Raw genomic sequence first — 14,264 nt, 5'->3', positions numbered from 1 at the left:
TAAGTGAACCCCACAGGCGCAGTGTTCGCAGACCTTGAGCAGCGAACCTGCGTCTGGCTCGCCGATTCTTGCAAGCCTAACCCTTAGCCGTCCCGGCCATGGCCCGCCATGCCAGACGGTAGCGGGCTTACGGCTTCAGGCTTACAGCTTACGGCTCACCGGAGGTGCCCATGACAGCCCCCACCCCAACCCGAGTGCACTACCACCGCAAGGCCCAGGAGCTGGAGCTTGGCTACGGCGATGGCGAGAGCCACCGGCTCGCCATCGAGTACCTGCGGGTCTTCTCCCCTCCGCCGAGGTGCGCGGCCACGGCCGCGGCCAGGAAACCCTGCAGGTGGGCAAGAAGTTCGTCGGCCTCAAGGACATCACCCCGGCCGGGCGCTACGCGCTCAAGCTGCACTTCGACGACGGCCACGACAGCGGTCTCTACAGCTGGGACTACCTGTGGTGGCTGATCGAGCATCGCGAGGCCAACTGGGCGGACTACCTCAAGCGCCTGGAGGAAGCCGGCGCCAGCCGCGAGCCCCTGGGCATCGAGATCAAGCAGCTGTAATACGAATACCCCGGCCCAGAACCAACTCGGCTGCTCGGGGCTGATCCGGCAACAGGCCTGCGAGGAGGCGCTGTAAACCCCTCCCTGGGCGCTACCGATTCCTTCCCTGGAATCGGACCTCCTCTTCGGCCTGTCCCCGGCGCCCCTCGCCCTGCCGGTCGCAAGAGTTCTTTGCAAAGGGCCTTCGTCAAGACAATCGCCGCCGGGGAAGGCTACGATGGCGCGCAATTCGAGGCCGCCCGCCTCTCCCCCTGCAGCGACTCGGGAGTCCCACCGCCCATGGACAAGCGCACCACCCACTTCGGCTATCAGGAAGTCCCCGTCGAGGAGAAGGCCTCGCGCGTGGCCGACGTCTTCCACTCCGTTGCGGCTCGCTATGACGTCATGAACGACCTGATGTCGTTCGGCATCCATCGCCTGTGGAAGCGCCTGACCCTGGAGCGCGCCGGGGTGCGACCCGGCCACAGCGTGCTCGATATCGCCGGTGGCACCGGCGACCTGACGCTCAAGTTCTCGCGCCTGGTGGGCCTCCGCGGCCGGGTGGTGCTGGCGGACATCAACGAGTCGATGCTGCGGGTCGGCCGCGACAAGCTGCTCGACAACGGCGTGGGCGGCAACGTCGAATACGTCCAGGCCAACGCCGAATGTCTGCCCTTTCCGGACAACAGCTTCGACTGCATCACCATCGCCTTCGGCCTGCGCAACGTCACCGACAAGGACGCTGCCCTGCGCTCGATGGCCCGGGTGCTCAAGCCCGGCGGCCGCCTGCTGGTCCTGGAGTTCTCCCACCCCACCAACCCGCTGCTCTCCAAGGCCTACGACGAATACTCCTTCCGCCTGCTGCCGCGCATGGGCGAGATGGTGGCCGGCGACGCCGAGAGCTATCGCTACCTGGCCGAGTCGATCCGCGTCCACCCCGATCAGGAGCGGCTCAAGGCGATGATGGAAGCCGCAGGACTGGAGCGGGTCGAATACACCAACCTCACCGGGGGCATCGTCGCCCTGCACCGCGGCATCAAGCTCTGAGACCGTCATGACGTTGACACCGACCCTGCTGCTGGCCGGCATCGAGCGTACGCTCAACGCCCTGCTTGCCCGCGACCCGGCGGCCCCCGGCCGGCTGGCGCGCCTTGCGGGCAGCCGCCTGCTGCTGCGCCTGGAACAGCCTGCCCTGACACTGCTGGTCAGCTTCCACGCTCACGGTCTCGACCTGCTGCGCCAGGACCACGCCGACGAAACCGCCGCCGACGCCGTGGTCGAGCTCGACGCCGAGACCCTCGGCGAGCTGCTCGGCGGCCAGTCCATGGAGCGGCTGATGTTCCGGGGCCGGCTGGCGGTACGCGGACGCACGCACCTGCTGGAGGAGGTGCGCGACCTGCTGTTCGACCTCGAACTCGACTGGGAGGCCGAACTGGCCCGCTGGCTTGGCGACGTCCCGGCCCACTCGCTGGCCGAGGGCCTGCGCCGGATCGCCCGCTGGGGGCTGCGTGCCCACGACGAGCTGACCGCCGACGTGGCCGAGTACGTCTTCGAGGAGGCGCGCTGGCTGCCCGGCCGCCATCAGCTCGAAGACCTGCGCGACCATCTCACCGAGCTGGAGGTGGCCACCGACCGCCTCGAGGCGCGCCTCGCGCGCCTGCGGCGTCGACTGGAAGGCGAGGCCTCAACGAGATGAACCTGCGACTGCTGCGCATCCTGTGGGTGATCACCCGCTTTCGCCTCGACACCCTGCTGCCCCTGGAGCGGTTGCCCTGGCCGCTGCGCCTGATGTTCACCCTCTCGCCGCTGCGCATGATACCGGTCGGCGAACGCAGCCGCGGCGAGCGCCTGCGCCTCGCCCTGGAGGCCCTCGGCCCGATCTTCGTCAAGTTCGGCCAGCTGCTCTCCACCCGCCGCGACCTGCTGCCCGAGGACATCGCCGACGAACTCCGGCGCCTGCAGGACCAGGTGCCCCCCTTCCCCGGCCAAGAGGCCAGCGCCCTGGTGAAAGAGGAGCTGGGGATGCCCCTGGCGACGGCCTTCGCCCACTTCGACCCCGAACCGCTGGCCTCTGCCTCCATCGCCCAGGTGCACGCCGCCCGCCTGCACAGCGGCGAGGAGGTGGTGGCAAAGATCACTCGCCCCGGCATCGAGCGGGTGATGCGCCAGGACATGGCGCTGATGTATCGGGTCGCCGGGGTGCTGGCACGGATTCCCGAGGCGCGGCGACTGCGCCCCGTCGAGGTGGTACGCGACTATGAGGCGACCCTGTTCGATGAGCTCGACCTGCACAAGGAGGCCGCCAACACCTCCCAGCTCAAGCGCAACTTCAAGGACTCGCCGCTGCTCTTCGTGCCGGCCATCCACTGGTCCCACACCCGTCGCCGAGTGATGGTCCAGGAGCGCATCTACGGCATTCCCGTGGCCGACACCGCAGCCCTGGTCGCCCAGGGCACCGACCTCAAGAAGCTCGCCGAGCGCGGCGTGGAAATCTTCTTCACCCAGGTGTTTCGCGACAACTTCTTCCACGCCGACATGCACCCGGGCAATATCTTCGTCACCCGCGAGCACCCCCACGACCCTCAGTACATCGCCATCGACTGCGGCATCGTCGGCAGCCTGACCCGCGAGGACCAGGACTACCTGGCGCGCAACCTGCTGGCCTTCTTCCATCAGGACTACTATGAGGTAGCCGCCCTGCACATCGAGTCGGGCTGGGTGGGCGAGGATACCCGCGCCAACGAGTTCGCCGCAGCGATCCGCACCGTCTGCGAGCCGATCCTCGAGAAGCCCCTCAAGGACATCTCCTTCGGCCAGGTGCTGCTGGGGCTGTTCCAGACCGCTCGGCGCTTCAACATGGAAGTGCAGCCGCAGCTGGTGCTGCTGCAGAAGACCCTGCTCAATATCGAGGGGCTGGGCCGCCAGCTCTACCCCGACCTGGACCTGTGGACCACCGCCAAGCCCTATCTGGAGCGCTGGATGAAGGAGCGCGCCGGGGCCAGCGGGCTATGGGAATCCCTCAAGCGCCAGGCGCCCGAGCTGTCGCGCCAGCTGCCGGAGCTGCCGACCCTGGCCCACCAGGCGCTCAGCCGGGTCGAGCACGAGCATCGCCAGCGCAGCCGCCAGGCAGTTGCCGTGGCCGGCATCCGCCATCAGCTGGCCCAGACCCGGCGCAGCGGGCGGCGCCTGCGCCTGGGCCTGCTGCTGGTGGCCCTGGCGCTGGCCTGGCAGCCGCTGACCCAGTGGGCCGGCGACCAGCCCTGGCCGGTGCTCGCGGCGGCCGCCATCGGCCTGGCGCTGCTGGCCTGGCAATGATCTTGATCCATCGCAACTGGAAGGCCTGTCATGCGTGATACTCTCGACGAACTCTTCAAGGTACTGGAGCAGCGCCGCAGCGCCGATCCCGAGGACTCCTACGTGGCCGCCTTGCATCACCGGGGGCTGAACAAGATCCTCGAGAAAGTCGGCGAGGAAGCCACCGAGACCCTGCTAGCGGCCAAGGACGCCGAGAACGGCGACGATAGCCAGCGCCGGGCAGTGGTCGCCGAAACCGCCGACCTGTGGTTTCATAGTCTGGTAATGCTCTCGCACCTGGGGCTCGACCACCGCGACGTGCTCGACGAACTGGCCCGCCGCTTCGGCATTTCCGGGCACGAAGAGAAGGCCGCAAGGTCCAAGTGAACCCGACCTCCGGAAACTCCGGAACATCGAATCAGAGGAATCCTTCATGTTAGGTGGTATCAGTATCTGGCAACTGCTGATCGTGCTCGGCATCATCATCCTGATCTTCGGCACCAAGAAGCTGCGCAACGTGGGTAGCGACCTAGGCGGCGCGGTCAAGGGCTTCAAGCAGGCCGTGAACGAAGACGACAAGGACGACAAGGACAAGCCCCAGGCCAAGGTCTCTCACGAAGAGCCGGCCAATACCTATGACGTCCGGGCCGAGGAGAAGAAGGCCGAGGAAAACGTCGAGGATCGAGAAGAGCGCAAGTAAGCCGCCATGTTCGATATCGGCTTTCTCGAACTGCTGATCCTCGGGATCGTGGGGCTGCTGGTGCTCGGCCCGGAGCGCCTGCCCAAGGCGGCGCGCACCCTGGGCCTGTGGGTCGGCAAGATCAAGCGCACCGTCTCGGGGATGCAGCGGGAGATCAACGCCCAGCTGGAGGCGGAGGAGCTGCGTCAGAAGCTCAAGGAGCAGCAGGAGAAGCTCGACGAGAGCCTCAACAAGGCCAAGCGCGACGTGGAGAGCATCGCCGAGCCCCCGGCATCGCCCCGGCGTGAGCCCCGCCAGGAGGAAACGCGAGCCAGCGACGGCGTCCGAGCCCCCGCCGCCCTCCAAGCCGGCGGCCGAGCGGCTGGACGACGCCCTGAGCAGCGCCCGTATCCCCGAAACGCCTCCTGAGGTGCCCGACCGCGCGGCCGAAGAGGCCTCTTCCGACGATGACAACAAGGATGCCGCGTCCCGATGAGCGACTCCGGTGACAAGCAGGAAATGGAGCAGGCGCCGCTGATCGAACACCTCATCGAACTGCGCTCGCGCCTGCTGCGAAGCGTCGTGGCGATCCTGGTGATCTTCCTCGCGCTCTATCCCTTCGCCAATGACATCTACACCTTCGTGGCCCAGCCGCTGATGGCGCTGCTGCCCGAGGGGGCGCAGATGATCGCCACCGAGGTGGCCTCGCCGTTCCTGGCGCCCTTCAAGCTGACCCTGGTGGTGGCGCTGTTCGTGGCCATCCCCTATGTGCTGCACCAGGCCTGGGCCTTTGTGGCGCCAGGACTCTACGACAACGAGAAGGCGCTGGCGATGCCGATCCTCGCCTCCAGCGTGGCACTGTTCTACGCCGGCGCGGCCTTCGCCTACTACGCGGTCTTCCCGCTGCTGTTCTCTTCTTCACCCAGACCGGGCCGGAGGACGTGGCGGTGATGACCGACATCAACGCCTACCTCAACTTCGTTCTCAAACTGTTCTTCGCCTTCGGCGTGGCCTTCGAGATTCCCATCGCCACCTTCCTGCTGATCGCCTCCGGCGCGACCACGGTGGAGAGTCTGGCGAAGAAGCGTCCCTACATCATCCTCGGCTGCTTCGTGGTGGGCATGCTGCTGACCCCGCCGGACGTGATCTCCCAAAGCCTGCTCGCCGTCCCCATGTACCTGCTCTATGAGGTGGGCCTGCTGTTCGGCCGCCTGGCGAGGCGCAAGAAACAGCGGCGCGAGGCGGAAGACGACGTGTAAGCCATAAGCTTTAAGCTGTAAGCCATAAGAAACCCCCAAGGCTCAAGGCATTGGAGGTTTCACTTACAGCTTACGGCTTATAGCTTACCGCTCCCGGCGAGGCCGGGTCACAGGTCCATCAGCTCGTCGATGCGATCGACCAGCTTGAAGATCCCGGTGGCGGCCTCGCTGATACGGGTGGCCAGCATATAGGCCGGGGTGGTCACCACGCGGTTCTCGAAATCGACCACGATATCCTCCACGCCGCAGCTGCGGTGCAGCCCGCCCATGGCGCTGATCGCCCCGGAGACCCCCGGGTCATGGCCTACGGTCACGGCGATGCCCGAGCCCAGTAGCCGCGGCACCAGCACCGGCGAAATGCACATCAGGCCGATGGGCTTGCGCGCCGCATGAAATTCGCCCAGCGGCTCGGCCAGCGCCTCGATCACGGTCATCTCGTCGCTGGCAACGGCGAAGTTCGACAGGTTCTTGGCTGCGCCGAAGCCGCCGGGCAGGATCACTGCGTCGAACTCCCCGGGCTCTAGCGTGGCGAGGTCGCTGATCTCCCCCGCGCCAATCGGGCGGACTCGACCAACACGTTGCGCGACTCATCCTCAGCCACCTCGCCGCTACGATGATCAATCACATGCTGCTGCGCGATATCCGGCGCGAAGCAGCGATAGCCGATCCCCAGCTGATCCAGTCGCAGCAGCGTCAGGGTGGTCTCGTAGATTTCCGAGCCATCGTAGACGCCGCAGCCCGACAGGATGACCGCCACCTGTTTACTCATGCCTTTCTCCTCGAATATCGGACCGCGAAACGACGCCCCTGAGCAGTAACGACTCGCGATTCCGAAGGGCTCTCTAGCAGCCTGTCAGACTTAGCGCTGATCGACTGCGATCGGTCAAATCCGACAGGCTGCTAGAATCCTAAAGCCAACACTTTAGAGAGTCATACCGGGTGCGACAAGGCGCGGCTTCCGGCGAGCCGAGGCACTGATATACTCGAGGCATCAACCACGGGGTTGTCATCGAACCGTCATGCCATGCCGGCACACTGGCCGGGATGGCGAGCATGGCCCCATAGCCGGAGAAGAGAGCCTTGAGTTTCATGACCACGCGCCAGTTCCCCGCCACCCGCATGCGCCGCATGCGCCGCGACGATTTCTCACGCCGCCTGATGCGCGAAAACACCCTGACCCCGGCCGACCTGATCTGGCCAGTGTTCGTGCTGGAGGGTGAGCAGCGGCGCGAGGCCGTGCCCTCGATGCCCGGTGTCGAGCGCCTCTCCCTGGACCTGCTGATCGAGGAGGCCAGGGAGGCCCGCGACCTGGGCATCCCCGCCATGGCGCTGTTTCCAGTGGTCGACCAGGCGCTCAAAAGCGAGCTGGCGGAGGAGGCCTACAGCGCCAGCGGGCTGGTGCAGCGCAGCGTGCGGGCCCTGAAGGATGCCGTCCCCGAGCTTGGCATCATCACCGACGTGGCGCTGGACCCTTACACCAGCCACGGCCAGGACGGCATCATCGACGCCGCCGGCTACGTGCTCAACGACCGCACCGTGGAGACCCTGCTCAAGCAGGCTCTCTCCACGCCGAGGCCGGCGCCGACGTGGTGGCCCCCTCGGATATGATGGACGGCCGCATCGGCGAGATCCGCCAGGTGCTGGAGCAGGAGCACCTGGTGAATACCCGCATCATGGCCTACAGCGCCAAGTATGCCTCGCACTACTATGGCCCCTTCCGCGACGCCGTGGGATCTGCCGCCAATCTCGGCCGGGCCGACAAGCGCACCTACCAGATGGACCCCGCCAACGGCGAGGAGGCCCTGCACGAGGTGGCCCTGGACCTGGCCGAAGGCGCCGACATGGTGATGGTCAAGCCGGGCATGCCCTACCTGGACGTGGTGCGGCGGATCAAGGACGAGCTCAAGGTGCCCACCTACGCCTATCAGGTCAGCGGCGAATACGCCATGCACATGGCCGCCTTCGAGAACGGCTGGCTCGATGCCGACACGGTGATCCTCGAATCGCTGCTGTGCTTCAAGCGCGCCGGTGCCGACGGCGTGCTCACCTATTTTGCCAAGCGAGCGGCACGCCTGCTCGCCCCATGACCGCAGGGGGCTCGGCGGCAGCGCGGCGCCCTTGCGGCTCACCACTCGGGAGAGACCATGGAAGACCCGCAACGCCCTCCGCCGACGCCCCTTTCACCGCCGGACGACACCTCGCCGTCGGGGAGCTCGGCTGCTACGGTGCCGACCGGCGACGAGGCGCCCAGCGAGCCCGGCCTGCCTCGACTCAATCAGACCCGTACCGGCATCAAGCCCAAGGCGCTTCCCGCGCCCGAGGCCGACCTGACCGACGCCGGCCTCTACTTCAATCGCGAAGTCTCACACCTGCAGTTCAACATCCGGGTTCTGGAGCAGGCCCTCGACGAAGCGCATCCGCTGCTCAACCGGCTGATGTTCCTGCTGATCTTCTCCTCCAACCTGGACGAGTTCTTCGAAATCCGAGTCGCCGGACTGAAGCACCAGATCGCCTTGGGCGACGAAAGCGGCGGGGCCGATGGCCGCTCGCCGCGCTCGGTGCTCGAGGAGATCGGCCGGCTCGCCCATGAGCAGGTCGCGCGCCAGTACCGGATTCTCAACGAGACGCTGATCCCCGCCCTGGAGGCCAAAGGGCTCCGTTTCCGGCGCCGCGGGGAGTGGACCGAGCCGCAGCGCGCCTGGGTCCACGACTACGTGGAGGCCGAGATCATGCCGGTGGTCAGCCCCATCGGACTCGACCCCTCCCACCCCTTCCCCCGTCTGGTCAACAAGAGCCTCAATTTCATCGTCGAGCTGGAGGGCAAGGACGCCTTCGGCCGGGAAGGAGGACTGGCCATCCTGCCGGCGCCGCGCTCGCTGCCGCGCATCATCGCCGTGCCCGACAGCCTCTGCGAGCCCGGCATGCGGGAGTTCGTCTTTCTCTCCTCGATGATCCATGCCCATGCCGAGGAAGTCTTTCCGGGCATGGCGGTGCGCGGCCTCTATCAGTTCCGCCTGACCCGCAATGCCGACCTCTCGGTGGACCCGGAGGAGGTCTCCGACCTGGCCTCGGCGCTGCGCGGCGAGCTGCTTGCCCGACGCTATGGCAGCGGCGTGCGCCTGGAGGTGGCCGACAACTGCCCCGAGGCGCTGACCGACTTCCTGCTCAAGCAGTTCGAGCTCGACGCCGACGACCTCTACCGGGTCAACGGCCCGGTCAACCTGACCCGTATGATGTCGGTGCTCGACGAGGTGGCCCCCGCCGAGCTGCTCTACCGCCCCTTCACGCCCGGGCTACCCAAGGCGCTACGCGACAAGCCGAGCCTGTTCACCGCCATCGGCCGCGAGGATATCCTGCTCCACCATCCCTTCCACAGCTTCGCCCCGGTGGAGGACCTGCTTCGCGAAGCGGCCCGCGACCCGGAGGTCCTGGCCATCAAGCAGACCCTCTACCGGACCGGGGCCGACTCGGCGATCGTCGGCGCCCTGGTGGAGGCCGCCGGAAGCGGCAAGGAGGTCACGGTGGTGATCGAGCTGCGGGCGCGTTTCGACGAAGCCGACAACCTGGCGCTGGCCTCGCGCCTGCAGGAGGCCGGCGCCATCGTCATCTACGGGGTGATGGCGTACAAGACCCACGCCAAGCTGATGCATATCGTGCGCCGCGAAGGCGGCAAGCTGCGCCACTACGCTCACCTGGGCACCGGCAACTATCACGCCAGGACGGCGAGGCTCTACACCGACTACAGCCTGCTGACCGCCGATCCCACGCTGTGCGCCGACGTGCACAAGGTCTTCCAGCAGCTGTCGGGCATGGGCCGGGCGCGGCGTATCACGACGCTGCTCCACGCCCCTTTCACCCTGCACGAACGGCTGGTGGCAATGATCGAGCGGGAAGCCGGGCACGCACGGCGGGGACGCACGGCGAGGCTGATCTTGAAGTGCAACGCCCTGACCGAGCCCAAGCTGATCCAGGCGCTGTATCGGGCCTCCCAGGCCGGCGTCGAGTGCGAGCTGATCATCCGCGGCATGTGCTGCCTGCGCCCGGGCATCCCCGGGTCTCGGAGCGTATCCGCGTGCGCTCGATCATCGGCCGCTTCCTCGAGCACACTCGGGTCTTCTACTTCCACAACGACAATGCCCCAGAGGTCTGGTGCTCCAGCGCCGACGCCATGGCCCGCAACATGTTCCACCGCGTGGAGACCTGCTTCCCGCTGCTCAACAAGAAGCTTGCCGCCCGGGTGCGCAAGGACCTGGAGACCTACCTGGTGGATAACTGCCAGAGCTGGGAGCTGACCCCCGACGGCCACTACCTCAAGCGAGAACCCGGCGACAAGGCACCGATCAGCGCCCAGGAGACGCTGCTCTATGCCTACGCCGCCAGGGCATGAGGCGGCCCGGCCGTCGCTAGCCGCGCTTGAAGGCGGCGAGATCGTCGGGGTCGAAGCCGTCGACCCGCTCGGGCAGCCCCTTCTCCTGGCGCTGCAGGCGAACCTTCATCTTCTCGGCGAGCAGCTCCGAGTCGTCATCCAGGGTCCGGCCGTTGAGTTCGGCGAGCTGAGTCATGCCCTGGTGGTAGAAGGTCAGCAGGTCCAGGGCCAGGTCGTTGCCATTCTCGATCTCGCGGCGCAGGGCGGGCAGGTAGCCGCTGACACGGGAAAGATGATGCTTGAGCTGCCACACGTAGCGCATCTCGGTCATCCAGGGGCGCTCGCGCAGCACCGCGAAGGTCATGCTGGTAGCGATCAGGCCCAGCAGCACGCCCAGGGCATTGAGCCACAGGCTGGACCCGAAGGTGGTGGTCAGCAGCTGGGCGAAGACCAGGCCGAAGACGATCAGCTGGCCGGCCATGGCCAGGCTGATCAGCCGCGCCTTGCGCCGGTAGGTCTCGGGGTCGTGACGTTCGAAGCGAAAGCGCATGGAGCCTCCAGGGTGGCGAGTCGGAAATGGGGGTGATTATCCCGACTCGGCTCCCCGGGGTACAGGCCATATCCTTTCATGCCCCCACCGCTCGGGGCTGATCCGGCGACAAGTCTACGAGGGGGCGCTGTAAATACCTCCCTGTACGCTACCGATTCCCTGCTGCGCTCTCGCGTCCCACTCCGCTTGCAGGTCCGGTGCTGGCCATCCATGGCCAGCCCGTTCGGAGCAGTGCTCCTCACCCCTGGAATCGGACCCCCTCTTCGACTTGTCCTCGGCGCCCCTCGCTACGGAAGCGGCAACAATCCCCGACCGGCAAGCCACATTAGCGCAGGCGTAGCTGTTCCGCGGCGCTAAGCAGCAGACGCTCGGTGCTCTCCCAGCCCAGGCAGGCGTCGGTGACCGAGACACCGTAGCGCAGCCCCGACGCCAGGGGCTGCTTGCCCTCCTCCAGGTGGCTCTCGAGCATCAGCCCCATCAGCGCCTGCTCGCCGGCGAGCCGCTGGTCGATCACGTCTTGCAGCACCTGCTCCTGGCGGCGGTGGTCCTTGCAAGCGTTGGCGTGGCTGCAGTCGACCATCAGCCGCGGGGTCAGGCCGGCCGCCTCGATTGCCTCCCGACAGGCCCTCACCGACTCACGGTCGTGATTGGGGCCCGCGTGGCCGCCGCGCAGCACCACGTGGGTGTTGGGGTTGCCGGCGGTTTCCCGCATCACCGGTCGGCCGTCGGCGCTGAGCGCCACGTGCTGATGCGGGTGGGCGGCGGCTCGCATCGCATCCAAGGCCACCTGAATGTCGCCGCCGGTGCCGTTCTTGAAGCCCACCGCGGCATCCAGGCCGCTGGCCAGCTCCCGATGCAGCTGGGACTCGGTGGTGCGAGCGCCGATGGCCACCCAGGCCAACAGATCGTCCAGGTAGGAGGCGAGCATCGGCTGCAGCAGTTCGGTAGCCACCGGCAGACCCAGGTCGACCACCTCGCGCATCAGCTCGCGGGAGAGATGCAGCCCGCGGGCCATGTCGCCACTACCGTCGAGGTGCGGGTCATAGGCAAGCCCCTTCCAGCCCACGGTGGTGCGCGGCTTCTCCACGTAGACACGCATCACCGGCAGCAGCCGGTCGGCCACCGCCGGGGTCAGCTCGGCCAGGCGCCGGGCGTACTCCAGCGCGGCCGCAGGGTCGTGGATCGAGCAGGGGCCCACCACGACCAGCAGTCGGTCGTCGTGGCCGGCGAGGATATCCCGCACCGCCTGGCGCTGCGCATGCAGACGCTCCACCAGCGGGCGCGACAGGGGCAGGCGATGACGCAGTTCGACCGGGGTGGGCAAGGCCGTCTCGGTGACGGCGGGGGCCAGCGGGGTCGGGGCGTGGCCGGGCAGGCGCTCGGCAAGGGAAAGCGAGGCATTCATGGTGTTCAGCTCCGTGAGATCGGTAAACATCGTGTCGAGGTCATGCCACCGTTGGTCTCACGGTCGGAGGTGGCGCACTGGCCCGACCGCGCGGCGCTAAATCGCCAGCCATAGCCTGCGCCATAATAGTCATGGCAGGGTGAGGCGAAGGCGGCAATGGCGGCGTGGCGGTCGATCATGGTGCGACTCCTCTTCGATTGATGATGTTCTGGCGACCAGAACGCAAAACCCCCGGTCGGGTTGCCGACCGGGGGTTTCAGGGGGAGGCAACCCGGCTGGGTGTGCCTTCGCGGCGATGTCCTCGCTCAGGACTCGGCCGCCGGCACACCGGAGCTAAACCAATACCAGTACTGGCCGGCGGCGGCCAGCACCACCCCGACGCCACCAGCACGCAGCACCGCGCGCTCCCACAGGGGGCGGTGAACGGCGTACAGGCAATGGGCGGTCGAGGTCATGGGTGTCTCCTGAGTCATGAGCTTATCCTGCCGGCTTGGGCACCGCTTGGCAAGCCTCAGTTGCCCAGCACCTTGATGATGCCGACCACCAGGGGCAGACAGGCCAGCCCAACGGTCACCACCAGCCCGACGACCAGTGACCCAGGCCGCTGTCGTCGTGGTACGGCTTATTGCTGTGTCCTGCCATGACGTTCTCCTTGCTTAGGCTGCATATCGGTGCCCATCATTCTAACCAAGATGCCGGCCCCCATCGACCGGCAGGGTGACGCCGGTGACATAGCGGTTGTCGAGCAGATAGCGCAGGCTCTGGTAGATCACCCCGGGGCCGGGGATCATCCGCATCGCCGACTTGGCGCGCGCCTTCTCGACATAGGCCTCGCTGTCGCCCTGGTTGAGCATGATCAGCGCCGGGGCAATGGCATTGACCTGAATCGACGGTGCATACATCGCGGCGAAAGAGAGGGTCAGGTTGTCCAGGCCGGCCTTGGTGGCAGCATAGGCGGCGTGCTTCCTGGAGCCCTTCTGCACTACGTAGTCGGTCATGTGCACGATATCGCGCTGCGGCTCACCGCAGGCCTCGAGGAGTTCGCGGCACTGCAGGTTGATGAGATAGGGGGCCAGCATATGGATGCGAAACAGCCGCTCGAAGTTGCTGCCGGCATCTTCCCCGGTTGAATCCGGCGCCCAGTCGCTGGCGTTGTGCACGATCGCCCGCAGCGACGAAGTCTCGGCCTTGAGCCGGGCGATGAAGTCGAGGATCCCCGCCTCGCTGGCGAAATCCGCCTGCAGCGTCACGATGCCTCTGGCCCGCAGCTCGTCCAGCTCTGGCCGCTCGCGGCGATAGCTGATGATCACCGGGTGACCCTCTTCCACCAGCCGCTCGGCACAGTGGCGCCCAAGCCGCTGGGCCCCGCCGGTGATCAGGATCGGCGAGGCGCTCACGCCTGCTGCTCGCGTCGCAGGCTGCCCACGGTGGGCACCAGCGGAGTGCGCGGCGCGTAGGCGAAGACGTCCGAGAACACCCGGGAGGGCGAGAGCGACAGCGACGCCAGCACGTCGACGCAGGCGTAGACCATGCCCGGGGAGCCCGAGATATACACGTCGCAGCCGCTGACATCCTCGAGGCCCACGGCCAGCGCCTGGTCGATGCGGCCATGGTGATAGCTGATCCGCTCGCCGGTGAGCGGCGGCTCCGGCACCACTTCCGTGACCGCATGGAAGTGAAAGTTCGGGTAGGCCGCCGCCCACTCACGGGCAGGCTTTCCAGGTAGAGCTCGCGACGCTCGCGGGCGGCCCACCACAGCGCGATGGGGCGCTCGGGCGCCTCGTGCAGGGAGGCCTCGACGATCGCCTTCATCTGGGCAAAACCGGTGCCCGCCGCGATCAACAGCAGCGGCCGCTGGCTCTCGCTGTCGAGCACGCAGTCGCCGCCGGGCAGGCGCAGCGTCAGGTGGTGGGCCTCCTTGACCAGTGCGCGCATCCGCTCGGAGTTCTCGCGCTGCGGCCAGTGCTGGATATGCAGCTCCAGGCTGCCGTCGCCCTCATGGGCGTTGGCGATGGAGAACGGCACCCAGGTCTCGTCGTCGAGCTTCAGCTCCAGATACTGGCCCGGTTCGTGGGCCATGGCCTCGGCGCGCCCTTCCAGGCGTACCCGGAACACGTCGGGGGTCAGATCCTCTACTGCCGTTACCTGGCAGGTCAGGGTCCTTGGCGTCATGCATGCC

At 67.1% G+C, this 14,264-nt stretch carries 11 protein-coding genes and 6 pseudogenes; 10 read left to right on the top strand and 7 right to left on the bottom strand.

Going from position 1 to position 14,264, the window contains the following annotated elements; genetic code table 11:
- Nucleotides 1-170 precede the first annotated feature (170 nt).
- From ACSJDS_RS04640 to tatC, 8 genes and pseudogenes are all read left to right on the top strand, one after another.
- Nucleotides 171-553 (top strand): annotated as a pseudogene (locus ACSJDS_RS04640) (gamma-butyrobetaine hydroxylase family protein).
- 279 nt (nt 554-832) lie between these two features.
- The gene (ubiE, locus tag ACSJDS_RS04635; RefSeq protein ID WP_473032277.1) at nt 833-1,579 is read left to right on the top strand and encodes a bifunctional demethylmenaquinone methyltransferase/2-methoxy-6-polyprenyl-1,4-benzoquinol methylase UbiE; all 747 of its coding nucleotides are present in this window, start codon (nt 833-835) and stop codon (nt 1,577-1,579) included.
- A gap of 7 nt (nt 1,580-1,586) precedes the next feature.
- Nucleotides 1,587-2,228 (top strand): ubiquinone biosynthesis accessory factor UbiJ, encoded by a 642-nt coding sequence (locus ACSJDS_RS04630; RefSeq protein ID WP_473032276.1) that lies wholly within the window; start codon nt 1,587-1,589, stop codon nt 2,226-2,228.
- Complete coding sequence (gene ubiB / locus ACSJDS_RS04625) at nt 2,225-3,847, top strand: ubiquinone biosynthesis regulatory protein kinase UbiB (protein WP_473032275.1); 1,623 nt, start codon at nt 2,225-2,227, stop codon at nt 3,845-3,847. Before ACSJDS_RS04630 ends, ubiB begins: the two co-directional genes overlap by 4 nt.
- A gap of 30 nt (nt 3,848-3,877) precedes the next feature.
- Nucleotides 3,878-4,213: a phosphoribosyl-ATP diphosphatase gene (locus ACSJDS_RS04620; protein WP_473032274.1), complete on the top strand. Its 336-nt coding sequence runs from the start codon at nt 3,878-3,880 to the stop codon at nt 4,211-4,213.
- Between the two features lie 46 nt (nt 4,214-4,259).
- On the top strand, nt 4,260-4,526 hold the full coding sequence (gene tatA, locus ACSJDS_RS04615) for a Sec-independent protein translocase subunit TatA (RefSeq protein WP_473032273.1): 267 nt from the start codon (nt 4,260-4,262) through the stop codon (nt 4,524-4,526).
- A gap of 6 nt (nt 4,527-4,532) precedes the next feature.
- Nucleotides 4,533-4,934: a Sec-independent protein translocase protein TatB gene (gene tatB, locus ACSJDS_RS04610; RefSeq protein WP_473032272.1), complete on the top strand. Its 402-nt coding sequence runs from the start codon at nt 4,533-4,535 to the stop codon at nt 4,932-4,934.
- 63 nt (nt 4,935-4,997) lie between these two features.
- Nucleotides 4,998-5,764, top strand: a pseudogene (gene tatC, locus ACSJDS_RS04605) (twin-arginine translocase subunit TatC).
- Between the two features lie 107 nt (nt 5,765-5,871).
- On the opposite strand, the pseudogene elbB reads toward tatC, so the two are convergent.
- A pseudogene (elbB, locus tag ACSJDS_RS04600) lies at nt 5,872-6,533 on the bottom strand (isoprenoid biosynthesis glyoxalase ElbB).
- Nucleotides 6,534-6,853: 320 nt separating this feature from the next.
- On the opposite strand from elbB, the pseudogene hemB reads away from it, so the two are divergent.
- Together hemB and ppk1 are read left to right on the top strand one after the other, a co-directional pair.
- Nucleotides 6,854-7,851 (top strand): annotated as a pseudogene (hemB, locus tag ACSJDS_RS04595) (porphobilinogen synthase).
- A 57-nt stretch (nt 7,852-7,908) separates the two neighbouring features.
- Nucleotides 7,909-10,151, top strand: a pseudogene (ppk1, locus tag ACSJDS_RS04590) (polyphosphate kinase 1).
- A 16-nt stretch (nt 10,152-10,167) separates the two neighbouring features.
- On the opposite strand, the gene ACSJDS_RS04585 reads toward ppk1, so the two are convergent.
- The 6 genes and pseudogenes from ACSJDS_RS04585 to ACSJDS_RS04560 form a co-directional block, all read right to left on the bottom strand.
- A complete protein-coding gene (locus ACSJDS_RS04585; RefSeq protein ID WP_473032271.1) occupies nt 10,168-10,680 on the bottom strand; it encodes a DUF3087 family protein in 513 nt (170 codons plus the stop codon).
- Nucleotides 10,681-11,005: 325 nt separating this feature from the next.
- On the bottom strand, nt 11,006-12,085 hold the full coding sequence (locus ACSJDS_RS04580) for a 3-deoxy-7-phosphoheptulonate synthase (protein WP_473032270.1): 1,080 nt from the start codon (nt 12,083-12,085) through the stop codon (nt 11,006-11,008).
- Nucleotides 12,086-12,090: 5 nt separating this feature from the next.
- On the bottom strand, nt 12,091-12,264 hold the full coding sequence (locus ACSJDS_RS04575) for a hypothetical protein (RefSeq protein WP_473032269.1): 174 nt from the start codon (nt 12,262-12,264) through the stop codon (nt 12,091-12,093).
- A gap of 126 nt (nt 12,265-12,390) precedes the next feature.
- A complete protein-coding gene (locus tag ACSJDS_RS04570) occupies nt 12,391-12,558 on the bottom strand; it encodes a hypothetical protein (RefSeq protein WP_473032268.1) in 168 nt (55 codons plus the stop codon).
- 210 nt (nt 12,559-12,768) lie between these two features.
- The gene (gene folM, locus ACSJDS_RS04565; protein WP_473032267.1) at nt 12,769-13,482 is read right to left on the bottom strand and encodes a dihydromonapterin reductase; all 714 of its coding nucleotides are present in this window, start codon (nt 13,480-13,482) and stop codon (nt 12,769-12,771) included.
- Nucleotides 13,479-14,257, bottom strand: a pseudogene (locus ACSJDS_RS04560) (NAD(P)H-flavin reductase). Before ACSJDS_RS04560 ends, folM begins: the two are co-directional and overlap by 4 nt.
- Nucleotides 14,258-14,264: the final 7 nt, after the last annotated feature.

The sequence above is a fragment of the Halomonas sp. SL18_1 genome (assembly GCF_055755715.1).
This window is presented reverse-complemented; position numbering and strand designations above follow the sequence as displayed.

Excerpts from the sequence above, each read along its gene's own strand:
- ubiE (WP_473032277.1), top strand. The coding sequence starts at position 833 with ATGGACAAGCGCACCACCCACTTCGGCTATCAGGAAGTCCCCGTCGAG.
- ACSJDS_RS04630 (WP_473032276.1), top strand. The coding sequence starts at position 1,587 with ATGACGTTGACACCGACCCTGCTGCTGGCCGGCATCGAGCGTACGCTC.
- ubiB (WP_473032275.1), top strand. The coding sequence starts at position 2,225 with ATGAACCTGCGACTGCTGCGCATCCTGTGGGTGATCACCCGCTTTCGC.
- ACSJDS_RS04620 (WP_473032274.1), top strand. The coding sequence starts at position 3,878 with ATGCGTGATACTCTCGACGAACTCTTCAAGGTACTGGAGCAGCGCCGC.
- tatA (WP_473032273.1), top strand. The coding sequence starts at position 4,260 with ATGTTAGGTGGTATCAGTATCTGGCAACTGCTGATCGTGCTCGGCATC.
- tatB (WP_473032272.1), top strand. The coding sequence starts at position 4,533 with ATGTTCGATATCGGCTTTCTCGAACTGCTGATCCTCGGGATCGTGGGG.
- ACSJDS_RS04585 (WP_473032271.1), bottom strand. The coding sequence starts at position 10,680 with ATGCGCTTTCGCTTCGAACGTCACGACCCCGAGACCTACCGGCGCAAG.
- ACSJDS_RS04580 (WP_473032270.1), bottom strand. The coding sequence starts at position 12,085 with ATGAATGCCTCGCTTTCCCTTGCCGAGCGCCTGCCCGGCCACGCCCCG.
- ACSJDS_RS04575 (WP_473032269.1), bottom strand. The coding sequence starts at position 12,264 with ATGATCGACCGCCACGCCGCCATTGCCGCCTTCGCCTCACCCTGCCAT.
- ACSJDS_RS04570 (WP_473032268.1), bottom strand. The coding sequence starts at position 12,558 with ATGACTCAGGAGACACCCATGACCTCGACCGCCCATTGCCTGTACGCC.